Source organism: Streptomyces sp. NPDC030165, assembly GCF_055573595.1.
The window spans coordinates 475,634-500,128 of the sequence record NZ_JBVIBD010000002.1 but is presented as its reverse complement, the minus strand read 5'-3'; the positions used below and the strand labels follow the sequence as shown (position 1 = coordinate 500,128).

Below are 24,495 nucleotides of genomic sequence, written 5' to 3'. Positions count from 1 at the left end.
GGGGCGTGGTCGCCGGTAAGGTGGCGTGCACTGTTGCTGTATTTTCCGGGGGTTCTTCCCCCGGGCCCCCGCCGCGTGGGCTAATGTCTGCGCGGTTTTGGCCGCTTTGTATCCGTCATCCTCAAGACCGTCACCTCTCGCTCCAGAGGCGGGAGGCGCAGGAGGCACCGTGCTCACCGCGTTCGCCCGAGCGTTCAAGACGCCCGACCTGCGCAAGAAGCTGCTGTTCACATTGGGCATCGTGCTCGTCTACCGGCTCGGAGCGCACGTTCCGGTGCCCGGGGTGAACTACTCCAATGTCGACACCTGCATGAAGCAGGCCGGTGCCAATGGCGGTCTCTTCGGCCTGGTGAACATGTTCAGCGGTGGTGCGCTGCTCCAGATCACGATCTTCGCGCTGGGGATCATGCCGTACATCACGGCGAGCATCATCCTCCAGCTGCTGACCGTGGTCATCCCCCGTCTGGAGGCCCTCAAGAAGGAGGGCCAGTCCGGACAGGCGAAGATCACTCAGTACACCCGGTACCTGACCGTCGCGCTGGCGGTCCTGCAGGGCACCGGCCTGGTCGCCACCGCCAAGAGCGGCGCGCTGTTCCAGGGCTGCCCCGTCGCCAGCGAGATCGTGCCGAGCGACACGATCTTCACGACCATCACCATGGTCATCACGATGACCGCCGGTACGGCCATGGTCATGTGGCTCGGTGAGCTGGTGACCGACCGCGGCATCGGCAACGGCATGTCGATCCTGATGTTCGTCGGCATCGCGGCCGGCTTCCCCGGCTCGCTGTGGCAGATCAAGATGTCCGGCAAGCTGGCCGACGGCTGGATCGAGTTCTTCTCCGTCATCGTCGTGGGTCTGGCCATGGTCGCCCTGGTCGTCTTCGTCGAGCAGGCCCAGCGGCGGATCCCCGTGCAGTACGCCAAGCGGATGATCGGACGTCGCTCGTACGGCGGTACGTCCACCTACATCCCGCTCAAGGTGAACCAGGCGGGTGTGATCCCCGTCATCTTCGCTTCGTCGCTGCTCTACATCCCGGCCCTGGTGGCACAGTTCAGCGGGTCGAAGGCCGGCTGGGCGACCTGGATCGAAACCAACTTCACCAAGGGCAACCACCCGGTCTACATCGTCACGTACTTCCTGCTGATCGTCTTCTTCGCGTTCTTCTACGTCGCCATCTCCTTCAACCCCGAAGAAGTTGCCGACAACATGAAGAAGTATGGTGGCTTCATCCCGGGGATCCGGGCCGGTCGCCCCACAGCCGAGTACCTCAGCTACGTGCTCAACCGGATCACGTGGCCGGGCTCGCTGTACCTGGGTCTGATCGCGCTGGTGCCCACCGTGGCGTTGGTGCTGTTCAAGGCCAACCAGAACTTCCCGTTCGGCGGGACGAGCATCCTGATCATCGTGGGTGTGGGTCTGGAGACCGTGAAGCAGATCGAGAGCCAGCTCCAGCAGCGCAACTACGAAGGGTTCCTCCGCTGATGCGAATCGTCCTCGTCGGGCCTCCTGGGGCAGGCAAGGGTACGCAGGCCGCGTACCTCGCCAAGAACCTCTCGATCCCGCACATCTCCACGGGCGACCTGTTCCGCGCCAACATCAGCCAGGGCACCGACCTCGGCAAAGAGGCGAAGTCCTACATGGACGCGGGCAACCTGGTACCCGACTCGGTGACGATCGCGATGGCCGAGGACCGGCTGAACCAGGAGGACGCCCGGCAGGGCTTCCTGCTGGACGGCTTCCCGCGCAACCTGGGCCAGGCCGAGGCGCTGGACACGTACCTCAAGGGCAAGGCCGTGAAGCTGGACGCCGTCCTGGACCTGGAGGTCCCCGAGGACGAGGTCGTCAAGCGGATCGCCGGCCGCCGGATCTGCCGCAATGACAGCAGCCATGTCTTCCACGTGGACTACCACAAGCCGAAGACCGAGGGCGTCTGCGACATCTGCGGCGGCGACCTGTACCAGCGCGAGGACGACCGCGAGGAGACCGTCCGCAAGCGGCTGGAGGTCTACCACACGGAGACCGAGCCGATCATCGACCACTACAAGGCGCAGGACCTGGTCGTCACGATCCCGGCCCTCGGCAAGGTCGACGAGGTCACCCAGCGTGCGATGGGCGCGCTCGGCAAGGCCTGACAAGGCACGAGAAGTACGCATACGGCCGCGGTGCCCGGGCACGGGCACCGCGGCCGTATCGTGTGTAGAGGCGGCCGTGTGCTGCCGCAGCAGCGTCGTAGTAGTCGGTTTGAGGAAGGCGTCAGCCCCCATGGTGGAGATCAAGAACCCCGAGCAGATCGCGAAGATGCGCGAGGCGGGGCTGGTGGTCGCCGCCATCCACGCGGCCACCCGTGAGGTGGCGGTGCCCGGCGCCACCACCAAGGACCTGGACGACGCCGCGCGCAAGGTGCTGGCCGAGCACGGCGCCAAGTCGAACTTCCTCGGGTACGGCGGCTTCCCCGCGACGATCTGCACGTCGGTCAACGACGTCGTCGTCCACGGCATCCCCGACACCGACACCGTCCTGAAGGACGGCGACATCATCTCCATCGACTGCGGCGCGATCATCGACGGCTGGCACGGCGACGCGGCCTACACCGCCTTCGTCGGTTCCGGTCACTCTCCGGAGCTGGTCGAGCTGAGCCGGGTCACCGAGGAGTCCATGTGGGCCGGCATCGCGGCCGTCCGCAAGGGCAACCGCCTGGTCGACATCTCCAAGGCGATCGAGGGCTACATCCGCCGCCAGCCGCGTCCGGCCAACGGCAAGTACGGCATCGTCGAGGACTACGGCGGCCACGGCATCGGCTCGCAGATGCACATGGACCCGCACCTGCTGAACTACGTCGACCGCAAGCGCGGCCGCGGACCGAAGCTGGTCCCGGGCTTCTGCATCGCCATCGAGCCCATGGTCAACCTGGGTACGGCCAAGACCCACGTCCTGGAAGACGACTGGACGGTCAAGTCGAACGACGGCAGCTGGTCCTCGCACTGGGAGCACTCGGTCGCGCTGACCGAGCAGGGCCCGCTGGTGCTGACCGCCCCCGACGGCGGCAAGGCCAAGCTGGCCGAGCTGGGTATCGAGGCCGCGCCCGACCCGCTGGCCTGAGGCCCGCACCCGGCCGGCGGTACGGTCCGGGCCCGAGGCGTAACGATCACTGTCCGTGGGCAATAATCGTGGATTCGTCTTTTCGGGAACGCTGACGTAGACTGACGCGTCGGCTGTCGTGCATCCGTGTGCCTGTTTTCCGGGTATGCGTGCGCACGCAGTCGATCAAGGTAGCCGATTCGAAGGGCGAAGCGTGGCCAAGAAGCAAGGTGCCATCGAAATCGAGGGCACCGTGATCGAGTCCCTCCCGAACGCGATGTTCAAGGTGGAGCTTCAGAACGGTCACAAGGTCCTCGCGCACATCAGCGGCAAGATGCGGATGCACTACATCCGTATCCTTCCGGATGACCGGGTCGTCGTGGAGCTGTCTCCGTACGACCTGACGCGTGGCCGGATCGTCTACCGCTACAAGTAGATCTTGTCGACGTCCCCTCCCGTGGGGCGGCGGCACTGACCCGGAGAACCTCACATCCCATGAAGGTCAAGCCGAGCGTCAAGAAGATCTGCGACAAGTGCAAGGTGATCCGCCGCCACGGCCGGGTCATGGTGATCTGCGACAACCTGCGCCACAAGCAGCGCCAGGGCTGACGCACGCCGACCTCTCTGCATTTCGCAGTATCTTCGCGCGACGCAAACGCACAGTAATACGTACATACGCAGACACCCGACCCCTCGTGCTCGCTCACGTGGGGACGACACCCCCGGCTCGGAGGCCGGGGACCCGGCTCGTAATGCTCCAGAGTCTTACGGGAACGGTGCTGCGGAAGACCTCCGAATACCTCAGGAGCCTATAAATGGCACGCCTCGCAGGCGTTGATCTCCCGCGCGACAAGCGCGTCGAGGTCGCCCTCACCTACGTCTTCGGCATCGGGCGCACCCTGTCGCAGCAGACCCTCGCCGCCACCGGCGTGAACCCGGACACCCGCGTTCGCGACCTGGCCGAGGAAGACCTGGTCAAGATCCGCGAGTACGTGGACAACAACCTCAAGACCGAGGGTGACCTCCGTCGCGAGATCCAGGCCGACATCCGCCGCAAGGTCGAGATCGGCTGCTACCAGGGTCTGCGTCACCGCCGCGGTCTGCCGGTGCACGGTCAGCGCACCAGCACGAACGCCCGTACCCGCAAGGGCCCGCGTCGCGCGATCGCCGGCAAGAAGAAGCCGGGCAAGAAGTAGTCCTCAGCGGACGCTCATCAGCGGTCTTCGCTGTAGGACCGACCACCTCCACCGGGAGTAATACATGCCTCCGAAGGGCCGTACGGCCGGCGCCAAGAAGGTGCGCCGCAAGGAGAAGAAGAACGTCGCCCACGGGCACGCTCACATCAAGAGCACGTTCAACAACACCATCGTTTCGATCACCGACCCCACGGGCAACGTGATCTCCTGGGCCTCGGCGGGCCACGTGGGCTTCAAGGGCTCGCGCAAGTCCACGCCGTTCGCCGCGCAGATGGCTGCCGAGTCGGCCGCCCGCCGCGCGCAGGAGCACGGCATGCGCAAGGTCGACGTCTTCGTCAAGGGTCCCGGCTCCGGCCGTGAGACCGCGATCCGCTCCCTCCAGGCCACCGGCCTCGAGGTCGGCTCGATCCAGGACGTCACCCCCACGCCGCACAACGGCTGCCGTCCGCCCAAGCGCCGTCGCGTCTGACGCCGCGCGGCCGCACGACGGCCGCAGCCTGTCGGTCCGCGCTCCGGCGCGGGCCGTCACCGGGCACTTTTCGGGCGGTACGCCGCGACTCCTGGGAGCCGCGCCGTGCCGCCCGTACCCTTGTAGAAACCGCCGGGCCACCGTCCGGCGCAGCTGGCATCAAATAGCGGGTGCCAAGACTGGAAGGCGAAACACCTCATGCTGATCGCTCAGCGTCCCTCGCTGACCGAAGAGGTCGTCGACGAATACCGCTCCCGGTTCGTGATCGAGCCGCTGGAGCCGGGCTTCGGCTACACCCTCGGCAACTCCCTGCGTCGTACGCTCCTGTCCTCGATCCCGGGTGCGGCGGTCACGTCCATCCGCATCGACGGTGTCCTGCACGAGTTCACCACCGTGCCGGGCGTCAAGGAGGACGTCACCGACCTCATCCTCAACATCAAGCAGCTGGTCGTCTCCTCGGAGCACGACGAGCCCGTCGTGATGTACCTGCGCAAGCAGGGCCCCGGCCTGGTCACCGCCGCGGACATCGCCCCGCCGGCCGGTGTCGAGGTGCACAACCCCGACCTGGTCCTCGCCACCCTCAACGGCAAGGGCAAGCTGGAGATGGAGCTGACCGTCGAGCGCGGTCGCGGCTACGTCTCCGCCGTGCAGAACAAGCAGGTCGGCCAGGAGATCGGCCGCATCCCGGTCGACTCCATCTACTCGCCGGTCCTCAAGGTCACCTACAAGGTCGAGGCGACCCGTGTCGAGCAGCGCACCGACTTCGACAAGCTGATCGTCGACGTCGAGACCAAGCAGGCCATGCGCCCGCGTGACGCCATGGCGTCCGCCGGCAAGACCCTGGTCGAGCTGTTCGGTCTGGCCCGCGAGCTGAACATCGACGCCGAGGGCATCGACATGGGCCCGTCCCCCACGGACGCCGCCCTGGCCGCCGACCTGGCGCTGCCGATCGAGGAGCTGGAGCTCACCGTTCGGTCGTACAACTGCCTCAAGCGCGAGGGCATCCACTCCGTGGGTGAGCTCGTCGCCCGCTCCGAGGCCGACCTGCTCGACATCCGCAACTTCGGTGCGAAGTCGATCGACGAGGTCAAGGCGAAGCTGGCCGGCATGGGCCTGGCCCTGAAGGACTCGCCCCCCGGGTTCGACCCGACCGCCGCCGCCGACGCCTTCGGCGCCGACGACGACGCGGATGCCGGTTTCGTGGAGACCGAGCAGTACTGAGCCCGCCTGCGGCGGGTCGGCTGAATTCGGTCGGCCCGCCGTTCGGGTGCGGCTCCCATCGGCCTGCGGCCTCGTCCTCAAACGCCGGATGGGCTGGATTGTGCCTGGCCAGGCCGGAGCGATGAGCCCGGTCGAGACTGGAGGCGGCAGGGCAACCTGTCGCGGCCAGCGTGAATGATCTTCCGCGGGGCACCCGCCTCGTGGGAACTGACACCGGTACCTGATACGGCCGGTGCAGCAATGAAGGAGAAATACCATGCCGAAGCCCGCCAAGGGTGCCCGTCTGGGCGGCGGCGCAGCGCACGAGCGTCTCATGCTGCGCAACCTGGCCACCGCGCTGTTCGAGCACGGCCGCATCACGACGACCGAGGCCAAGGCCCGTCGTCTGCGTCCGTACGCCGAGCGTCTGGTGACCAAGGCGAAGAAGGGTGACCTTCACAACCGCCGTCAGGTCATGCAGCTGATCTCGGACAAGAGCGTCGTGCACACGCTCTTCACGGAGATCGCGCCGCGCTTCTCGGAGCGTCCGGGTGGTTACACCCGCATCACCAAGATCGGCAACCGTCGCGGCGACAACGCCCCGATGGCCGTCATCGAGCTGGTCGAGGGCGAGATCGCCAAGAAGGCCACCGTTGCCGAGGCCGAGGCCGCGACCAAGCGCGCGGTGAAGGAGTCCGACGAGGCCGCCAAGGCCGAGGACACCAAGGGCGAGGCCGCCGAGGCCCCGGCCGAGGAGTCGAAGGACGCCTGAGCCTGACACAGGCCACCGGACGGGCCCGCTCCCCTCAAGGGGGGCGGGCCCGTTCCGCTTGAGAGGATGCACGCGTGAGCGATGAAGTGGAGCCCGGGTTCGTACGGGTGCGGCTGGACCTTTCGTACGACGGCAAGGACTTCTCGGGCTGGGCGAAGCAGCGGGCGCGGCGCACGGTCCAGGAGGAGCTGGAGACCGCGCTGCGGACGGTGACGAGGTCGGCGCAGACGTACGAGCTGACCGTGGCCGGGCGGACCGACGCGGGGGTGCACGCGCGCGGGCAGGTGGCGCACGTGGACCTGCCGGCGGAGCTGTGGGCCGAGCACGCGGACAAGCTGTTGCGGCGGCTGGCCGGGCGGCTGCCCAAGGACGTACGGGTGTGGCGGGTGGCCGAGGCGCCGTACGGGTTCAACGCGCGGTTCTCGGCGATCTGGCGGCGGTACGCCTATCGGGTGACGGATCACCCTGGTGGTGTCGATCCGCTGCTGCGCGGCCACGTGCTGTGGCACGACTGGGACCTGGACGTGGCCGCGATGAACGCGGCGTCGCAGGCCCTGCTGGGGGAGCACGACTTCGCGGCGTACTGCAAGCGGCGTGAGGGCGCGACGACGATCCGTACGCTCCAGGAGCTGAGCTGGGTGCGGGACGCGGACGGGATCATCACCGCGACGGTGCGGGCGGACGCCTTCTGCCACAACATGGTGCGGTCGCTGGTGGGCGCGCTGCTGTTCGTCGGGGACGGGCACCGGCCGGTGGAGTGGCCGGGGAAGGTGCTGGCCGCCGGGGTACGGGACTCGGCGGTGCACGTCGTACGGCCGCACGGGCTGACCCTGGAGGAGGTCGGCTATCCGGCGGACGACCAGCTCATGGCCCGTAACAGGGAGGCACGCAACAAGCGGACCCTGCCGGGGGGCGGCTGCTGCTGAGCCGCCCCGGGGCGGGCGTCAGGACTGGGCGCGCGCGACCTTCGCCGCCTGGTCCTTGCCGCGCTGCCAGATGCGGTTGAAGGCGTACGTGCCGCCGTCCCGGGCTATCTGCAGGGCCTTGGCGGACGCCTTGGTGACGGGCGAGCCGTCGAGGTTGCCGGCGATGGTGAAGTAGGCGTAGCGGCCGGTGGCGTTGGTGTACATGGTGCAGGCCGTGCCCTGGCAGAAGGAGCCGAGGCCGTCGCCCGCCAGCGGGGCGAGGCTGGGCTTGTTGGCGGCCTTGACCTTGAAGGCGGCGGCTTTGGAGTCGAAGACCGCGACGCCGACGGTGACCGCCACGCCGTCCTTGGCATACGTGGCGCGCAGCAGCTTCTTGCAGCCGTTGTGCTTCAGGACCGAGCCGAGGGCGCCGTGGGTGCCGGCCGTGCAGTCGTCGGTGGCGGCGGTGGTCTTGCGGGGGTAGCTGTTCTTGCCGAGCACCATGTTCTGTTCGGGGAAGAGGGTGGCGGGGGTGAGGGCCGCGGTGTCCTTCTTGGGGTCGGTGATGTAGTCCCGCGGGTTCGGCGGCGGCGGGACGGAGACCTCGGAGAAGGACGGTTTGGGGGCGTCGGGCTCGTCGGGCAGCTGCTGGGCGTGCGGCAGGTTGCCGTCGTCCTTGTTACTGGTGATCACGGCGGTGGCGACGATGCCGGCCACGGCGACGGTGGCCAGCGCGCCGCCGCCGATGTACAGCCAGCGCCGGCGTCTGCCGCGTGCTTCGCTCTCCTCGGCGAGTGCCTCCCAGTCAGGAGTCGAGGAGTCCGGTCCCCCGGGGCCGAACGGCCCACCATGCCCAAAGCTCATGCCGCGCATCCTAAACCGGTTGGTGGAACGCGCGGCGGGCGGAGACAATCCGGGCCATGGGACACGTGGAGGCCGGGCATCTGGAGTACTACCTGCCGGACGGGCGGGTGCTGTTGGGCGATGTGTCCTTCCGGGTCGGTGAGGGCGCCTCGGTCGCCCTGGTCGGCGCCAACGGGGCGGGCAAGACGACGCTGCTCCGGCTGATCGCGGGGGAGCTGCAGCCGCACGGCGGCGCGGTGACGGTCAGTGGCGGGCTGGGGGTGATGCCGCAGTTCGTGGGTTCGGTGAGAGATGAGCGGACTGTGCGGGACCTGCTGGTCTCGGTGGCGCAGCCGCAGATCAGGGCAGCCGCCGCGGCGGTGGACGCGGCCGAGCACGCGGTCATGACGGTGGATGACGAGGCCGCGCAGATGGCGTACGCGCAGGCGCTCAGCGACTGGGCCGAGGCGCGCGGGTACGAGGCCGAGACGGTGTGGGACATGTGCACCATGGCCGCGCTGGGCGTCCCGTACGAGAAGGCGCAGTGGCGGCAGGTGCGCACGCTCAGCGGCGGCGAGCAGAAGCGGCTGGTGCTGGAGTCGCTGCTGCGTGGCACCGACGAGGTGCTGCTGCTGGACGAGCCGGACAACTACCTGGACGTGCCGGGCAAGCGCTGGCTGGAGGAGCGGCTGCGCGAGACGAAGAAGACGGTGCTCTTCGTCAGCCACGACCGGGAGCTGCTGGCCCGCTCCGCCGAGAAGATCATCAGCGTCGAGCCGGGGCCCGCCGGGTCGGACGTGTGGGTGCACGGCGGCGGCTTCGCCACGTACCACGAGGCCCGCAAGGAGCGCTTCGCGCGCTTCGAGGAACTGCGGCGGCGCTGGGACGAGAAGCATGAGCAGCTGAAGAAGCTGGTGCGCAGCCTGCGGCAGGCCGCGGAGAACAGCCACGAGCTGGCCTCTCGCTACCACGCGGCCCAGACCCGGCTGCGCAAGTTCGAGGAGGCCGGCCCGCCGCCGGAGCCGCCGCGCGAGCAGGAGATCACCATGCGGCTGCGGGGTGGCCGTACCGGCGTACGGGCCGTGACCTGCGAGAACCTTGAGCTGACCGGGCTGATGAAGCCGTTCGACCTGGAGGTCTTCTACGGGGAGCGGGTCGCGGTGCTGGGGTCGAACGGGTCCGGGAAGTCGCACTTCCTGCGGCTGCTGGCGGGCGACTCCGAGAACCCGGTCGCGCATACGGGGAGGTGGAAGCTGGGCGCCCGTGTCGTACCCGGTCACTTCGCGCAGACGCATGCGCATCCGGAGCTGGAGGGCCGCACGCTTCTGGACATCCTGTGGACGGAACACGCCAAAGACCGGGGCAAGGCGATGAGCGCGCTGCGCCGGTACGAGCTGGAGCGGCAGGCCGAGCAGCGCTTCGACCGGCTGTCGGGCGGCCAGCAGGCGCGCTTCCAGATCCTGCTGCTGGAGCTGGCGGGGACGACCGCCCTGTTGCTGGACGAGCCGACCGACAACCTCGACCTGGAGAGCGCGGAGGCCCTTCAGGAAGGGCTGGAGGCGTACGAGGGCACGGTGCTGGCGGTGACGCACGACCGCTGGTTCGCGCGGTCCTTCGACCGGTACCTGGTCTTCGGCGCTGACGGGCGGGTGCGGGAGACGGCGGAGCCGGTGTGGGACGAGCGCAGAGTGGAGCGGAAGCGGTAACGCCGCGTCACCGCTTGGTGTACGCCCGGTGGTGGGGCTGCGGGGGCGGCTCTTAGATGGACGCATGAGCGCGGAGAGAACGGGCCTGGCGGGCGTCGGCGGGGGTGGGGCCGCGACCGGGGCCGCGGACACCCCGCTCGTCGGGTGGCTGCTCCGGCGCGCCTCGTGGCCGCTGTGGGCGGTGGCCGCCGTACTGATGGGTGCGGTGATCTTCAACGTCCAGCGGCACAGTCCCACCGTCGGCATGGACAACGACTTCGTCGTCAAGGCCGCGCGGGCGCTGCTGCACGGTGAGGCGCCGTATGCCGACAAGCGGTTCCTGTATCTGCCGAGCGCGGTGCTGGCCGCGGTGCCCGAGGCGCTGCTGTCCGCGGGGAAGCTGCGGCTGCTGGTCCCGGTGGCGGGGGTGGGGCTGGTGGTGCTGGGCTGGGCCGTCTCGCTGCGGATCTTCCGGATCCCGGTACGGAGCCGGCTGGCGGTGCTCGGGGTGGCGGCCCTGGCGTTCTTCGAGCCGTTCCGCAACGTGGTGAACATCGGGAACTGGACGCTGGCCTCCGTGGCGGCGCTGCCCGTGGTGCTGCTGCTGGCGCTGCGTTCCCGGTGGGTGGCCGCGGGCGCGGTCCTCGGGCTCGCGCTGGCCCTCAAGCCGCTGCTGGCGCCGCTGCTCCTGCTGCTGGTCCTGGCGCGGCGGTGGCGGGCCCTCGCGGTGGCGGTGGCGGTGCCCGTGGTGGCGTCCGTGCTGGCGGCGCTGGTGATGCCGCGGCCCGGCATGTTCTTCACCCGTACGCTGCCGTTCCTGCTGCGTGGGCAGGACAGCTTCGCGCGGCCCTTCGACGCCTCGCTCGGCATGATCCTGACCCGTCTGGGCGTGCCGGAGACGGCGGCGTACGGGGTCGCGGCGGTGGCGGCGGTCGCCGGGGTCTGGTGCGCCTGGGCGCGCTGGCGGCGGGGCGACGCGGGGGCGCTGCGGCTGGTGGAGACCGCCGCGATGCTGATGCTCGCGGCGTTCCTGGTGTCCCGGCCGTCCTTCGACCACTACCTGCTGGTGGTGCTGCCGCCGCTGGTGGCCTCCGTCACCCTGCCCGGCTCGGTGCCCCGTGCGGTCTGGTTCTGGGTGGCTCTCGTGCCGCAGGTCAGCGGGCTGGTCTGGCCGCATCTGGAGGGGCTGCACCGGCGGGCCTTCAAGGACGCGGCGATGCTGTGGACCGTCGCGGCCGTGCTGGCGTGGTCCTGTGTCCGGCCGCGGGTGCTGCGGGCGGTGGCTATCATGCCCGTGGGGCCCGAGAGCGCGGATCGCACGCCGGTTCGGGACGTATTTTGACCCGGCTGGGGGCGGCCCGGTATTCTGCCAGTTCGTTATGCGTATTGGCTTGCTCTATCTCACGTGAGGGGCCCTTACGCCGGTCCACCGGGCCGATGACCAGCGGCAGGAACCCGGGTTGCGTCCCCGTGGTGCCGCCAGTGCTGGGCGATCGACCGAGGTGGCCAGTACAGGACCCTATTCACTGAAGAAGCGAAGGCTAACCGTGCGTACGTTCAGCCCCAAGCCCGGCGATGTCCAGCGCCAGTGGCACATCATTGACGCCCAGGACGTCGTCCTGGGCCGTCTGGCCTCCCAGGCCGCTTCCCTCCTGCGGGGTAAGCACAAGCCGGTGTACGCGCCGCACGTCGACACCGGCGACTTCGTCGTCATCATCAACGCCGACAAGGTGCACCTGTCCGGCAACAAGCGCAGCCAGAAGATGGCCTACCGCCACTCCGGCTTCCCGGGTGGTCTGCGCTCGGTCCGTTACGACGAGCTTCTCGAGAAGAACCCCGAGAAGGCCGTCGAGAAGGCCATCAAGGGCATGCTCCCCAAGAACACCCTGGGCCGTCAGATGCTCTCGAAGCTGAAGGTCTACGCGGGCGCCGAGCACCCGCACGCTGCCCAGCAGCCGGTCCCGTTCGAGATCACCCAGGTCGCGCAGTAAGTCCGGCCACCCCCTAAGACGAAGAGAATCTGAGGAGAATCGTGGCTGAGACCACCGCCGAGACCCCGCTCGAAGAGGTAGAGGTCGAGGAGTACACGACCGAGACCGAGGTTCCGCTGGAGGGTGAGTACACCTCCGAGTCCCTCGCCTCGCGCTTCGGCGACCCGCAGCCGGCCGCCGGCCTGGGCCGCCGCAAGAACGCCATCGCCCGTGTCCGGATCATCCCGGGCACCGGCCAGTGGAAGATCAACGGCCGCACCCTTGAGGGCTACTTCCCGAACAAGGTGCACCAGCAGGAAGTCAACGAGCCCTTCAAGGTGCTCGAACTCGACAACCGCTACGACGTGGTCGCCCGCATCTCCGGCGGCGGCATCTCCGGCCAGGCCGGTGCGCTGCGCCTGGGCGTGGCCCGTGCGCTGAACGAGGCGGACGAGGACAACAACCGCGGCCCGCTGAAGAAGGCCGGCTTCCTCAAGCGCGACGACCGTGCGGTCGAGCGCAAGAAGGCCGGTCTGAAGAAGGCCCGCAAGGCCCCGCAGTACAGCAAGCGCTAATTGCCGCTCGGCTGCTCGCGCGGCTCTTGGCGAACGCCCCGGTGGCACCATCCGTGCTGCCGGGGCGTTCGGCTATCCGGGACCAGCGGCGTATACCTGGACGCAACGCTCTGGTCCACGTACATCAACTCGGAGGACACCAGTGGGACGACTCTTCGGCACGGACGGTGTGCGCGGTGTCGCCAACGCGGATCTCACGGCGGAGCTGGCGCTCGGTCTGTCGGTCGCGGCGGCGCACGTGCTTGCGGAGGCCGGCACCTTTGAGGGGCACCGGCCGGTGGCCGTGGTCGGACGCGATCCGAGAGCGTCGGGGGAGTTCCTGGAGGCCGCCGTGGTCGCGGGCCTGGCCAGCGCGGGCGTGGACGTGCTGCGGGTGGGCGTGCTGCCGACCCCGGCCGTGGCGTACCTGACCGGGTCGCTCGGCGCCGACCTGGGCGTGATGCTCTCCGCCAGCCACAACCCGATGCCCGACAACGGCATCAAGTTCTTCGCCCGCGGCGGCCACAAGCTCGCCGACGAGCTGGAGGACCGCATCGAGCGCACCTACCGGTCGCACAGCTCCGGCGAGCCGTGGGAGCGGCCGACCGGCGCCGGCGTGGGCCGCGTCAAGGACTACGACCAGGGCTTCGACAATTACGTCGCCCACCTGGTGGGAGTCCTCCCCAACCGCCTCGACGGCCTGAAGGTCGTCATCGACGGCGCGCACGGCGCGGCGTCCCGCGTCTCCCCGGAGGCGTTCGCCCGGGCCGGCGCCGAGGTCGTCACCATCGGCACCGACCCTGACGGCCTGAACATCAACGACGACTGCGGCTCCACGCACATCGCCGGCCTGCGCACCGCTGTCGTCGAGCACGGCGCGGACCTCGGCGTGGCGCACGACGGCGACGCGGACCGCTGCCTGGCGGTGGACCGCGACGGCAACGAGATCGACGGCGACCAGATCCTGGCCGTCCTCGCCCTCGGCATGCGCGAGGCCGGGACGCTGCGCAAGGACACCGTCGTGGCGACCGTCATGTCCAACCTGGGCTTCAAGCTGGCCATGGAGCGCGAGGGCCTGACCTTCGTGCAGACCGCGGTCGGCGACCGGTACGTCCTGGAGGAGATGAAGTCCGGCGGCTACGCCCTCGGCGGCGAGCAGTCCGGGCACGTCATCGCGCTGGACCACGCGACGACCGGCGACGGCACGCTCACCGGCCTGATGCTGGCCGCCCGCGTCGCGGCGACCGGCCGCCCGCTGGGCGAGCTGGCCGGCGTCATGAAGCGCCTGCCGCAGGTGCTGGTCAACGTGCCGGACGTGGACAAGACCCGGGTCGGTACGTCGCCGGAGGTCACCTCGGCGGTCGCCGAGGCGGAGCGCGAGCTGGGCGCCACCGGGCGCGTACTGCTGCGCCCCTCGGGCACCGAGCCGCTGGTACGGGTCATGGTCGAGGCCGCCGACATCGAGCAGGCGGGGGCCGTGGCCGGCCGCCTGGCCGATGTGGTGAAGTCGGCGCTGGGCTGACGCGAGCCGGTCAGCGCTGCCGCTGCCTGGCCCAGTACAGCTTCTGGGCCAGCAGCGTCAGCGTGCCCGCCAGGACGATGCCCAGCAGGTTCAGCAGGAGCTGTTCCGTGGAGCCCCACGCCTGCCGGTACGAGCCGTAGCCGAAGGCGGCGGCCGCGTTGGCGGCGGCCGGCACGGTAGTGACCGAGATCGCCACGCCGACCAGGGCTCCGGACTTCGCCGAGGTCAGCGAGAGCACGCCGGCGGTGCCGGCGAGGACGGCCACGACGAAGGAGAACCAGTCCGGCCGGTAGATGAAACCGGTGTTCGGCCGCTCGGCGGTCAGCGCGTCGGCGTGGAAGAGGCCCACGGCGTCCATGAACAGGCTGAAGCCGACCGTGACGGCCATGGCCACCGCGAAGCCCGCGACCAGGGCCAGCAGGGAGCGCCAGGCCGGCCGGGGCGCGCGCCGGACCAGGGCGGTGCAGATGCCGGCCAGCGGGCCGAACTCGGGCCCGACGGCCATCGCGCCGACGATCAGGATCGCGTTGTCCAGCACCACACCGCAGGCCGCGATCATCGTGGCGAGCGTCAGGAACGCCAGGTAGGTGACGGAGAGCGTCGACTCCTCGTGGGTGGCGTCGGCCAGCGACTCCCACAGGACGGCGTCAGCGCCCTCGCCCGGCGCGTCGTCCTCGGCCCGGTCCGCGCGGGCGGACAGGGACAGGTCGATGTTCTCGACGGCGATCGAGCCGTCCCGGTCGACGCCGAGTTCCCGCAGCGCGCGCAGCAGCCCGTCGCCGGCCTCGCGGGCCACGTCGCACAGGATCACGTCGCCGCGCGGGTCGCGGGCCGCGCCGGTCAGGACCGCGAGGTGGGCGGTGCCGACGGTGCTCTCCACGAGCCGTACGACGTCGTCCGTACGGTCGGCGGGGACGATCAGGCGCAGGTGCAGCACGGGCGTACTCCTCGGGGCGGCGCGACGGCGGCGGGCAGCCTCACAGCTTGCGCAGCGACAGCCGCTGCACCTTGTGGTCGGGGCCCTTGCGCAGGACGAGGTTGGCGCGGCCGCGGGTCGGGGCGACGTTCTGTTCCAGGTTGGGCTTGTTGACGGTGCGCCAGATCATCCGGGCGTAGTCGAGGGCTTCTTCCTCGGAGACCTGGGTGTACTTGCGGAAGTACGAGAACGGGTTCTGGAAGGCGGTCTCGCGCAGCTTGCGGAAGCGGCCCAGGTACCAGCGTTCGATGTCCTCCGTGCGGGCGTCCACGTACACCGAGAAGTCGAAGAAGTCGGCGAGGCCGAGGCGGGTGCGGCCGTCCTTGCCGGGCAGGGCGGGCTGCAGGACGTTCAGGCCCTCGACGATGAGAATGTCGGGGCGGTGCACGGTCAGCCGTTCGCCCGGCACGATGTCGTAGATCAGGTGAGAGTAGACCGGGGCGCTGACCTCGGCCTTTCCGGATTTCACGTCGGCGACGAAGCGGGTCAGGGCGCGGCGGTCGTACGACTCGGGGAAGCCTTTGCGGGACATCAGGCCGCGGCGGTGCAGCTCGGCGTTGGGGAACAGGAAGCCGTCGGTGGTGACCAGTTCGACGCGCGGGTGCTCCGGCCAGCGGGCCAGCAGCGCCTGGAGGAGCCGGGCGGTGGTGGACTTGCCGACCGCGACGCTGCCCGCGACCCCTATGACGAACGGGGTGCCGGGCTGGGCGCCGTGGCCGCCGCCCGCGTCGCCGAGGAAGGTGTTCAGGGCGCCGCGCAGGCTGCTGGACGCGCCCACGTACAGGTTGAGCAGGCGGGACAGCGGGAGGTAGACGTCGCGTACCTCGTCCAGGTCGATCACGTCGCCCAGGCCGCGCAGCCGCTCGACCTCCTCGGCGGTCAGCGGCAGCGGTGTCTTCTCCCGCAGGGCGCTCCACTCGGCGCGCGTCAGGTCGACGTACGGCGTGCGCTCGGCGCGGCGGCGGTGCTGCGACTCGGTGGGCTCTGTGGTGAGGGGCACGCGCCCATTGTCCGCAGGCGCGGGGGCCGGTTCACCCCGGGGTGGGGTTGTGGCCGCCCGGTGCGCGTGTCGCGGCGCGGACGGTTGCGCTCCGGCCGTGGCCGGGACCCCGTGGGTCGGCCGGATGGAGCGCGGGTATTGATCGCGCCGCCCCGTAGGCTGCCCTCATGTGCGGAATCGTGGGGTATGCGGGCGGCCGGTCCGCCCTGGACGTCGTGCTCACCGGGCTGAAGCGGCTGGAGTACCGCGGCTACGACTCGGCCGGGGTGGCCGTGCTGGCCGACGGCGGGCTCGCGGCGGCGAAGAAGGCGGGCAAACTCGCCAACCTGGACAAGGAACTGGCCGACCGTCCGCTGCCGGCCGGCACGACCGGGATCGGGCACACCCGGTGGGCCACGCACGGCGCGCCGAACGACACCAACGCCCACCCGCACCTGGACAACGCCGGTCGGGTCGCCGTCGTCCACAACGGCATCATCGAGAACTTCGCGGCGCTGCGCGCGGAACTGGCCGAGCGCGGCCACACGCTGGCATCCGAGACGGACACCGAGGTCGTCGGGCACCTGCTGGCGGAGAACTTCTCCTCGTGCGGGGACCTGGCCGAGGCGATGCGCCAGGTGTGCCGCCGCCTGGAGGGCGCGTTCACGCTGGTCGCGGTGCACGCGGACGCGCCGGACGTGGTGGTGGGCGCGCGCCGCAACTCGCCGTTGGTGGTGGGCATCGGCGAGGACGAGGCGTTCCTCGCGTCGGACGTGGCGGCGTTCATCTCGTACACCCGCGAGGCCGTCGAACTGGGCCAGGACCAGGTCGTCGAGGTGCGCCGGGACGGGGTGACGGTCACCGGTTTCGACGGCGCGCCGGGCGAGGTGCGCCACTACCACGTGGACTGGGACGCGTCGGCCGCCGAGAAGGGCGGCTACGACTACTTCATGCTCAAGGAGATCGCCGAGCAGCCGAAGGCCGTCGCCGACACGCTGCTGGGCCGGGTGGACGGGTCCGGGGTGCTCTCGCTGGACGAGGTCCGCATCGACGACACGGTGCTGCGCGAGGCCACCAAGGTGGTGATAGTGGCCTGCGGCACGGCCTTCCACGCCGGAATGATCGCCAAGTACGCGATCGAGCACTGGACCCGCATCCCCTGCGAGGTGGAGCTGGCCAGCGAGTTCCGCTACCGCGACCCGATCCTGGACCCGCGCACACTGGTCGTCGCCATCTCGCAGTCCGGCGAGACGATGGACACCCTGATGGCCGTCCGGCACGCCCGTGAGCAGGGCGCGAAGGTGCTGGCGGTGTGCAACACCAACGGCTCGACGATTCCCCGCGAGTCGGACGCGGTGCTCTACACGCACGCCGGGCCCGAGGTCGCGGTCGCCTCGACCAAGGCGTTCCTGACGCAGCTGGTGGCCTGCTACCTCCTCGCGCTGTACCTGGGCCAGGTGCGCGGCACCCAGTGGGGTGACGAGATCCGCGCGGTGGTGCGCGAACTGGCCGCGATCGGTACGCAGGTCGACCAGGTCCTGGGCACGATGGAGCCGGTACGGGAGCTGGCGCGCAGCCTCGCGGACAAGAACACCGTGCTGTTCCTGGGGCGGCACGTGGGCTACCCGGTCGCCCTGGAGGGCGCGCTGAAGCTCAAGGAGCTCGCGTACATGCACGCGGAGGGCTTCGCGGCGGGTGAGCTGAAGCACGGGCCGATCGCGCTGATCGAGGAAGGCGTGCCGGTCGTCGTGGTCGTACCGTCGCCGCGTGGCCGGTCCGTCCTGCACGACAAGATCGTCTCCAACATCCAGGAGATCCGGGCCCGGGGCGCGCTCACCATCGTCATCGCCGAGGAGGGCGACGAGACGGTCGTCCCGTACGCGGACCACCTCGTGCGCATCCCGCGCACGCCGACCCTGCTCCAGCCGATGGTCTCCACCGTGCCGCTCCAGGTCTTCGCCTGCGAACTGGCCACCGCGCGCGGCAACGAGGTCGACCAGCCGCGCAACCTCGCCAAGTCGGTGACCGTCGAATGATCATCGGGGTGGGGATCGACGTCGCCGAGATCGACCGGTTCGCGGCGGCGCTGGAGCGCACCCCCGACATGGCCCAGCGGCTGTTCGTCGAACGGGAGTTGACGCTGCCCAGCGGCGAGCGCCGGGGCATCGCCTCGCTCGCCGCGCGGTTCGCGGCGAAGGAGGCGGTGGCCAAGGCGCTCGGGGCGCCCGCCGGGCTGCGGTGGACGGACGCGGAGGTGGCGGTGCTCGACTCCGGGCAGCCGATACTCCGGATCCGCGGCACGGTCGCGGAGCGGGCGGCGGAACTCGGCGTGCGGTCGTGGCACGTGTCGCTCAGTCATGACGCGGGGGTGGCGTCGGCGGTGGTGATCGCGGAGGGGTGAGCGGCGGCCGTACGCGGTCCGGCTGCCGGGCGAGCCGGGAGGAATGCCCGCGCCGTCCGGGGTGAGACTGGGGGCATGAGGACTGCGTACAGCGTGGATGTCGTACGGGCGGCCGAGCGGGACCTGATGGCGCGGCTGCCCGAAGGTGCCCTGATGCAGCGGGCCGCCGCCGGTCTCGCGGTGGCCTGCGCGGAGCTGCTGGGGCGGGTGTACGGGTCCCGGGTCGTGCTGCTCGTGGGCAGCGGCGACAACGGCGGCGACGCGCTGTACGCGGGCGCCCGGCTGGCCCGGCGCGGCGCGGGCGTACGCGCCGTCCTGCTGTCCCCTGACCGGGCCCACACGGGTGGCCTGGCGGCACTGCGCGCGGCGGGCGGCCGGGTGTCCGGCGACGCCCTGGCCGACCTCGCGCGGGCCGACCTCGTCGTGGACGGCATCGTCGGCATCGGCGGCAAGGGCGGGCTGCGCCCGGAGGCGGCCCGGCTGGCCGGTGCGGCGCGGCAGGCCGTGACCGTCTCCGTCGACCTGCCGAGCGGCGTGGACGCGGACACCGGGGAGGTGCCCGGGGACGCCGTACGGGCCGATGTGACGGTGACGTTCGGCGCGTACAAGCCGGGGCTGCTCATCGATCCGGCGCGCGAGTACGCGGGCGCGCTGCGGCTGGTGGACATCGGCCTGGAGCTGCCGGGGGACGCGACGGCCGAGGCGCTCCAGTACGCGGACGTGGCGGCGCTGCTGCCCCGCCCCACGGCGGAGAGCGACAAGTACCGGCGCGGTGTGGTGGGCGTCGTCGCAGGGTCCGCGCGCTATCCGGGCGCCGCCGTGCTGGCGGTCTCCGGGGCGCTGCGGGGCGGCGCGGGGGCCGTACGGTACGTCGGCCCGGCGGCCGACGCCGTCCTCGCACAGTTCCCGGAAACCCTCGTGCACGCCGGGCCGCCCTCGAAGGCGGGCCGCGTCCAGTCCTGGGTCATCGGCCCCGGCATCGGCGACGACGGCGACGCCATGGGGGACGTCCTCGACTCGGACGTACCCGTCCTGGTGGACGCCGACGGGCTGCGCTTCCTGGACCCCGCGCGCGTCCGCGGCCGTGGCGCGCCGACCCTGCTCACCCCGCACGCCGGAGAGGCCGCCGCCCTGCTCGGCACCGACCGGGCGGACGTGGAGGCGTCCCGCCTGCGCTCGGTACGGGAACTGGCCGAGCGGTACGGCGCCACCGCCCTCCTGAAGGGCTCCACGACGCTCGTCGCCGACCCGGCGGGCGGCCGGGTACGCGCCAACCCCACCGGAACGGGCTGGCTGGCCACCGCGGGCAGCGGCGACGTGCTGTCCGGGCTGACCGGATCGCTGCTGGCCACCGGCCTGCCCGCGCGCGACGCGGCCGCCGTGGGCGCGTACCTGCACGGCCTGGCCGCCCGCCTGGCGGGCGGCCCGGACGGCGCGCCGATCCTGGCGACGGACGTGGCCGGGGCGCTGGGGGAGGCGTGGCGGGACATCAGCCGGTCCTGAGGCGGGCGGGCGCCGGCCGGTCCTGAGGCGGGCGGGCGCCGGCCGGTCCTGAGGCGGGCGGGCGCCGGCCGGTCCTGAGGCGGGCGGGCGCCCCGGCGGTTCCGAGGGCGCCGGCCGGTCCTGAGAGGGGGCGCCGGCCGCTTCCGAGGGCGTCGGGCAGCCCCGTACGCCGGGGGCACGGGCCCCTTCCCCACACCCCCGCGCACCTGCCTCTCCGTGCCCCAACACCCCGTTCTGCGACACTGGGTGGATGAACCATGCAGTCATGCGGGCCCGTGCGGCCGTCGATCTCGACGCGGTGCGCTCCAACGTGCGAGCGCTGCGGGACCGTGCGCCCCGGGCCGAGCTGATGGCCGTGGTGAAGTCCGACGCGTACGGCCACGGCGCGGTCCGATGCGCCCGGGCCGCCCGCGAGGCCGGGGCGGCATGGCTGGGCACCGCGCTCCCCGAGGAGGCGTTGGCGCTGCGGGCCGCGGGCGACACCGGCCGGCTGCTGTGCTGGCTGTGGACGCCCGGCGGGCCCTGGCGGCAGGCGGTCGAGCAGGACATCGACGTGTCGGTCAGCGGGATGTGGGCCCTGCGTGAGGTGACCGCGGCGGCGCGGGCGTGCGGCCGTACCGCCCGCGTCCAGCTCAAGGCCGACACGGGGCTGGGCCGCAACGGCTGCCAGCCCGCCGACTGGGCCGAACTGGTCACCGCCGCGCGCGCCGCCGAGGCCGAGGGCGCGATACGGGTCACCGGCGTCTGGTCGCACTTCGCCTGCGCCGACGAGCCCGGCCACCCCTCCATCGACGCCCAGCTCGCGGCGTTCGCCGAGGCCGACGCGGTGGCCCGCCGGGCGGGTCTTGACCCGGAGGTGCGCCACCACGCCAACACCCCGGCGCTGCTCAGCCTCCCGCACGCGCACTTCGACCTGGTGCGCGCCGGGATCGGGATCTACGGCGTCTCGCCCAGCCCGGAGATCGGCGTCCCGGAGGACTTCGGACTGCGGCCCGCGATGACGCTGGAGGCGTCGCTGGCGTCGGTCAAGCAGGTGCCCGGCGGTCACGGCGTCTCGTACGGGCACCGCTACACCACGTCCGGCGGGACCACCCTCGCCCTGGTCCCGGTCGGCTACGCCGACGGCATCCCCCGCCATGCGTCGAACAGCGGGCCGGTGCTGGTCGCGGGCAAGTGGCGGACGGTCGCCGGAACCATCGCGATGGACCAGTTCGTGGTCGATCTGGGCGGGGACCCGGCCCAGGAGGGCGACGTGGCCGTACTGTTCGGCCCTGGGGACCGGGGTGAGCCGACCGTCGAGGACTGGGCGCGTGCGGCGGGCACGATCGGGTACGAGATCGTCACGCGGATCGGTACCCGGGTGCCACGCGTCTATCTCGGTGAGCGCGCGGACACGGGGAGCGGGACATGAGCGACAGGACGGGGGCGGCCGCCGACGCCGCGATCGACGCGGCGGCCGAAGCGGCCACGACGGCCGGCAACTGGACCCGGGCGGGACGCCAGGCGGGCCTCGCGGGCGCCGCGATCGGCGTGGTCGCCGCGGGCGCCGCGGCGGGCGTGGCCATCGAGCGGCTGACGGTCGGCCGGGGCGTACGGCGCAAGGCACGGCTCGCCCTGGACGCGGCGGGCCCGTACGGGACGCTGCGCGGCACGCCGGGCACGGCGGTGGCCGAGGACGGCACCGAGCTGCACTACGAGATCGACGAGCCGGCCGACGGCAAGGGCGGCAAGGGCGGCGGAACCGGCAGCGCGCGCCGCAAGCGGCTGCTGGGCCTGCTGGGACGCCGCTCCGGGGCGCCCACGGTCGTCTTCAGTCACGGTTACTGCCTGAGCCAGGACTCCTGGCACTTCCAGCGCGCGGCCCTGCGCGGCGCGGTACGCAGCGTCCACTGGGACCAGCGCAGCCACGGCCGCTCGGAGCGCGGCCGGGCCCAGCGCGACGGCACCGAGCGGGTCACCATCGAGCTGCTCGGCCGGGACCTGAAGGCGGTGCTGGACGCCGCCGTGCCCGAGGGGCCGATCGTGCTGGTCGGGCACTCCATGGGCGGGATGACGGTGATGGCGCTGGCCGACCAGTATCCGGAGTACGTCGCGGAGCGTGTGGTCGGCGTGGCCCTGATCGGCACGTCGGCGGGCCGGCTCAGCGAGGTCGCCTTCGGGCTGCCGTCGCTGGGCGTCAAGGCGTTCCACCGCCTGGCGCCGGGCGTGCTCAAGGCGCTGGGCGCGCAGAGCGAGCTGGTCGAGAAGGGCCGCCGGGCGACCGCCGACCTCTTCGCCGGGCTGGTCAAGCGCTACTCCTTCGGTACGCCGAAAGAGGTGGACCCCGGGGTGGCGCGGTTCGCCGAGCGGATGATCGAGGCGACCCCGATCGACGTCGTCGCCGAGTTCTTCCCCGCCTTCGCCGTGCACGACAAGACCGAGGCGCTGGCCGCGTTCGATCCCGTACCGGCCCTGGTGCTGGCCGGCGACCGGGACCTGATCACCCCGTCCGACCACAGCGAGGCCATCGCCGAGCTGCTGCCGGGCGCGGAGTCGGTGTGCGAGGCGGGAGCGGGCCACCTGGTGATGCTGGAGCGCCCCGAGGTGGTCACCGGCCACCTGGAGACCCTGATCGAGCGGGCGGCGGCGACGGCAGCGGCGGCGCGGTCGGCGCGGGCGTAGGGCGGGCTCGCGGCGGCCGCCCGCGGGGGCGTGGGCCGGGCTCGCGGCGGCCGCCCGCCGCGGGTGTGGACCGGCCTTCCGGTGTCCGCCCGCCGCGGACGGGTTCGGAATGCCGGTTGTGTGCGCCGTACCATCGGCGCATGAGCGCCACCGAGACGATCGAGCACGTAACCGTCAAGTCACCTCAGCGGATGCAGGAGTTGGGCCGCACACTGGCCGGGCTGCTGCGCCCAGGGGACCTGGTGCTGCTGACCGGGGAGCTGGGAGCGGGCAAGACGACGCTGACCCGCGGGCTGGGCGAGGGCCTCGGCGTCCGTGGCGCGGTCACCTCGCCGACGTTCGTGATCGCCCGGGTGCACCCGCCGCTGGCCGGCGGCCCGGCCCTGGTGCACGTGGACGCGTACCGGCTCGGCGGCGGCCTCGACGAGATGGAGGACCTGGACCTCGACGTGTCGCTCCCGGAGTCGGTGGTGGTCGTGGAGTGGGGCGACGGCAAGGTCGAGGAACTGTCCGAGGACCGGCTCCACGTGGTCATCGAGCGCGCCGTGGGCGCGGACGCGCCCGCCGCTCCCGGCGACGGCGAGCCGGGGGACGAGGACGACGTGCGGGAGGTCACGGTCCGTGGCGTCGGACCGCGCTGGGCGGCGGCGGATCTCTCGGTGCTGGCCGGGGAGTAGGCCGCGGCCGTACCGTAGTTTCCGACAAGCCGTCGGGAAGATGTTGCGCGCGCGGCGCCGGACGTGGTCACATGGGTGAAGAGAGAGCCGGTTAGGTCTGCCTAACTACGCCCGCTTGCCCAGGAGCCACGGGAGGCATCCATGTCGGCCCACCAGCCCGCCACCGCAGCGGTCCGCAACGGCGCGGCCGAACCGTCGCCGACCATGAACGAGCTGCTGGCGGCGTGCGCCGCGGCCAGCGCGGTGTCCACGCCCCCGCAGCCGCCGTCCCGCGCCGAGGAGGACGAGCAGGAGCCGCAGGACGCGCCGGACGACGTGCGCGACGCCGCGGCGGAGGACGCTGGTCCGTGTCCGCACGGGACGCGCGACGCGGCGTAGAAGGGGCGCGCGAACGGCGCGCGCGGGCGTACCCGCCTACCGGAGCCTGCCCGCCGCCCTACCGGAGGCCGCCCCGCCTCACTTGACGACGACGACCTTCGTCTTGTGCAGCGCGAAGTCCCACATCGCCGTACCGTCCGCCCGCGACTCCCGGATACCGCCGGTCTTCTTCGTCGCGCCCGGATCCGGCATCGAACCGTCGATCGCCGCGCTGAAGCCGATCACCACACCGTCGGCGACCGTGAACCGCACCACGTGCTCGATCGGCACCCCGTCCGAGCCCGCGACCTTCAGCGACCGCCCGTTGACCTTGTAGGTGCCCGGCGCCGGGCTGACCGTGCTCGGCGTGACCTCGTACGTCCGCTTGACCTTGCCGTCCGCCGTGACCAGCCACACCCGGCGCGCGCCCAGCGAGTAGACGACCCGCTCGCCCTCGCCCGAGTCGGGCGGGACCGGCACCTCGGCCTTCCGCTTGTCCGCGCCGTCCTCGCCCTTGCCCGGGGCCGGGCTCGCGGTGGCCGACGGCTGCTTGGCCGCGGTGGTGTGGTCGGGCGCCGAGGCGGACGCCTGGTAGGCCAGGAAACCGACGGCGGCGAGTGCAGCCGTGGTCAGAGCGGTGACGATCGAGCTGCTCTTTGCGGACACCGCCGTGCCACCTTTCGTACGCGCGTGACTACGGGTGACGGTAGCACCCGGCAAGGCACCCGCAGCCGCGCCGTAGTCTT

Annotated in this window: 26 protein-coding genes; 22 read left to right on the top strand and 4 right to left on the bottom strand. The window is 71.5% G+C overall.

The window, feature by feature from the left end; genetic code table 11:
- Positions 1–169: 169 nt before the first annotated feature.
- The 10 genes from secY (at position 170) to truA (ending at position 7,642) form a co-directional block, all read left to right on the top strand.
- Positions 170–1,483 (top strand): preprotein translocase subunit SecY, encoded by a 1,314-nt coding sequence (gene secY / locus ACZ4Z1_RS05475; protein ID WP_398347792.1) that lies wholly within the window; start codon positions 170–172, stop codon positions 1,481–1,483.
- Complete coding sequence (locus ACZ4Z1_RS05470; protein ID WP_468485254.1) at positions 1,483–2,133, top strand: adenylate kinase; 651 nt, start codon at positions 1,483–1,485, stop codon at positions 2,131–2,133. Before secY ends, ACZ4Z1_RS05470 begins: the two co-directional genes overlap by 1 nt.
- 130 nt (positions 2,134–2,263) lie before the next feature.
- Complete coding sequence (map, locus tag ACZ4Z1_RS05465) at positions 2,264–3,100, top strand: type I methionyl aminopeptidase (RefSeq protein ID WP_468485253.1); 837 nt, start codon at positions 2,264–2,266, stop codon at positions 3,098–3,100.
- A 193-nt stretch (positions 3,101–3,293) separates the two neighbouring features.
- Positions 3,294–3,515 carry a translation initiation factor IF-1 gene (infA, locus tag ACZ4Z1_RS05460; RefSeq protein WP_003956442.1) on the top strand — a complete coding sequence of 74 codons (222 nt, stop codon included), beginning with the start codon at positions 3,294–3,296 and terminating at the stop codon, positions 3,513–3,515.
- A gap of 59 nt (positions 3,516–3,574) precedes the next feature.
- Entirely contained in the window at positions 3,575–3,688 is a 114-nt protein-coding gene (gene rpmJ, locus ACZ4Z1_RS05455; RefSeq protein ID WP_003956441.1) for a 50S ribosomal protein L36, read from the top strand.
- A 206-nt stretch (positions 3,689–3,894) separates the two neighbouring features.
- Entirely contained in the window at positions 3,895–4,275 is a 381-nt protein-coding gene (gene rpsM, locus ACZ4Z1_RS05450) for a 30S ribosomal protein S13 (RefSeq protein ID WP_004571844.1), read from the top strand.
- Positions 4,276–4,339: 64 nt separating this feature from the next.
- Positions 4,340–4,744, top strand: coding sequence for a 30S ribosomal protein S11 (rpsK, locus tag ACZ4Z1_RS05445; protein ID WP_004571845.1), 405 nt, complete (start codon positions 4,340–4,342; stop codon positions 4,742–4,744).
- A 198-nt stretch (positions 4,745–4,942) separates the two neighbouring features.
- Positions 4,943–5,965 (top strand): DNA-directed RNA polymerase subunit alpha, encoded by a 1,023-nt coding sequence (locus tag ACZ4Z1_RS05440; RefSeq protein ID WP_003956430.1) that lies wholly within the window; start codon positions 4,943–4,945, stop codon positions 5,963–5,965.
- Between the two features lie 256 nt (positions 5,966–6,221).
- Positions 6,222–6,716, top strand: a complete 495-nt coding sequence (gene rplQ, locus ACZ4Z1_RS05435; RefSeq protein ID WP_468485252.1) for a 50S ribosomal protein L17 — start codon at positions 6,222–6,224, stop codon at positions 6,714–6,716.
- Between the two features lie 74 nt (positions 6,717–6,790).
- Positions 6,791–7,642: a tRNA pseudouridine(38-40) synthase TruA gene (truA, locus tag ACZ4Z1_RS05430; RefSeq protein ID WP_468485251.1), complete on the top strand. Its 852-nt coding sequence runs from the start codon at positions 6,791–6,793 to the stop codon at positions 7,640–7,642.
- Positions 7,643–7,660: 18 nt separating this feature from the next.
- Here truA and ACZ4Z1_RS05425 read toward each other — a convergent pair whose 3' ends face one another.
- Positions 7,661–8,485, bottom strand: coding sequence for a hypothetical protein (locus ACZ4Z1_RS05425; RefSeq protein WP_468485250.1), 825 nt, complete (start codon positions 8,483–8,485; stop codon positions 7,661–7,663).
- A gap of 56 nt (positions 8,486–8,541) precedes the next feature.
- Here ACZ4Z1_RS05425 and ACZ4Z1_RS05420 point away from each other — a divergent pair, with 56 nt between their 5' ends.
- From ACZ4Z1_RS05420 to glmM, 5 genes are all read left to right on the top strand, one after another.
- Positions 8,542–10,170 (top strand): ABC-F family ATP-binding cassette domain-containing protein, encoded by a 1,629-nt coding sequence (locus ACZ4Z1_RS05420; protein ID WP_468485249.1) that lies wholly within the window; start codon positions 8,542–8,544, stop codon positions 10,168–10,170.
- Positions 10,171–10,234: 64 nt separating this feature from the next.
- Complete coding sequence (locus ACZ4Z1_RS05415) at positions 10,235–11,491, top strand: glycosyltransferase 87 family protein (RefSeq protein ID WP_468485248.1); 1,257 nt, start codon at positions 10,235–10,237, stop codon at positions 11,489–11,491.
- Positions 11,492–11,696: 205 nt separating this feature from the next.
- Complete coding sequence (gene rplM / locus ACZ4Z1_RS05410) at positions 11,697–12,140, top strand: 50S ribosomal protein L13 (RefSeq protein WP_468485247.1); 444 nt, start codon at positions 11,697–11,699, stop codon at positions 12,138–12,140.
- A gap of 41 nt (positions 12,141–12,181) precedes the next feature.
- Complete coding sequence (gene rpsI / locus ACZ4Z1_RS05405; protein WP_398347801.1) at positions 12,182–12,694, top strand: 30S ribosomal protein S9; 513 nt, start codon at positions 12,182–12,184, stop codon at positions 12,692–12,694.
- Positions 12,695–12,836: 142 nt separating this feature from the next.
- Positions 12,837–14,195 (top strand): phosphoglucosamine mutase, encoded by a 1,359-nt coding sequence (gene glmM / locus ACZ4Z1_RS05400; RefSeq protein ID WP_468485246.1) that lies wholly within the window; start codon positions 12,837–12,839, stop codon positions 14,193–14,195.
- 10 nt (positions 14,196–14,205) lie between these two features.
- On the opposite strand, the gene ACZ4Z1_RS05395 is transcribed toward glmM, so the two are convergent.
- Together ACZ4Z1_RS05395 and coaA are read right to left on the bottom strand one after the other, a co-directional pair.
- Positions 14,206–15,132, bottom strand: a complete 927-nt coding sequence (locus tag ACZ4Z1_RS05395; protein WP_468485245.1) for a DUF389 domain-containing protein — start codon at positions 15,130–15,132, stop codon at positions 14,206–14,208.
- Between the two features lie 40 nt (positions 15,133–15,172).
- Positions 15,173–16,171, bottom strand: coding sequence for a type I pantothenate kinase (gene coaA, locus ACZ4Z1_RS05390; protein WP_468485244.1), 999 nt, complete (start codon positions 16,169–16,171; stop codon positions 15,173–15,175).
- 167 nt (positions 16,172–16,338) lie between these two features.
- Between coaA and glmS the strand changes: the two genes are divergently transcribed.
- The 7 genes from glmS to ACZ4Z1_RS05355 all read left to right on the top strand — a co-directional run bounded on the left by glmS (position 16,339) and on the right by ACZ4Z1_RS05355 (position 23,770).
- Positions 16,339–18,186 carry a glutamine--fructose-6-phosphate transaminase (isomerizing) gene (gene glmS / locus ACZ4Z1_RS05385; RefSeq protein ID WP_468485243.1) on the top strand — a complete coding sequence of 616 codons (1,848 nt, stop codon included), beginning with the start codon at positions 16,339–16,341 and terminating at the stop codon, positions 18,184–18,186.
- Positions 18,183–18,551 carry a holo-ACP synthase gene (locus ACZ4Z1_RS05380; protein ID WP_468485242.1) on the top strand — a complete coding sequence of 123 codons (369 nt, stop codon included), beginning with the start codon at positions 18,183–18,185 and terminating at the stop codon, positions 18,549–18,551. Before glmS ends, ACZ4Z1_RS05380 begins: the two co-directional genes overlap by 4 nt.
- 75 nt (positions 18,552–18,626) lie before the next feature.
- Positions 18,627–20,054: an NAD(P)H-hydrate dehydratase gene (locus ACZ4Z1_RS05375; RefSeq protein ID WP_468485241.1), complete on the top strand. Its 1,428-nt coding sequence runs from the start codon at positions 18,627–18,629 to the stop codon at positions 20,052–20,054.
- A gap of 250 nt (positions 20,055–20,304) precedes the next feature.
- Positions 20,305–21,465, top strand: coding sequence for an alanine racemase (gene alr, locus ACZ4Z1_RS05370; RefSeq protein ID WP_468485240.1), 1,161 nt, complete (start codon positions 20,305–20,307; stop codon positions 21,463–21,465).
- Entirely contained in the window at positions 21,462–22,715 is a 1,254-nt protein-coding gene (locus ACZ4Z1_RS05365; protein ID WP_468485239.1) for an alpha/beta fold hydrolase, read from the top strand. Before alr ends, ACZ4Z1_RS05365 begins: the two co-directional genes overlap by 4 nt.
- 140 nt (positions 22,716–22,855) lie before the next feature.
- On the top strand, positions 22,856–23,392 hold the full coding sequence (gene tsaE / locus ACZ4Z1_RS05360; protein ID WP_468485238.1) for a tRNA (adenosine(37)-N6)-threonylcarbamoyltransferase complex ATPase subunit type 1 TsaE: 537 nt from the start codon (positions 22,856–22,858) through the stop codon (positions 23,390–23,392).
- 141 nt (positions 23,393–23,533) lie between these two features.
- On the top strand, positions 23,534–23,770 hold the full coding sequence (locus tag ACZ4Z1_RS05355) for a hypothetical protein (RefSeq protein WP_468485237.1): 237 nt from the start codon (positions 23,534–23,536) through the stop codon (positions 23,768–23,770).
- A 78-nt stretch (positions 23,771–23,848) separates the two neighbouring features.
- Here ACZ4Z1_RS05355 and ACZ4Z1_RS05350 read toward each other — a convergent pair whose 3' ends face one another.
- A complete protein-coding gene (locus ACZ4Z1_RS05350; RefSeq protein ID WP_468485236.1) occupies positions 23,849–24,415 on the bottom strand; it encodes a hypothetical protein in 567 nt (188 codons plus the stop codon).
- Positions 24,416–24,495 lie beyond the last annotated feature (80 nt).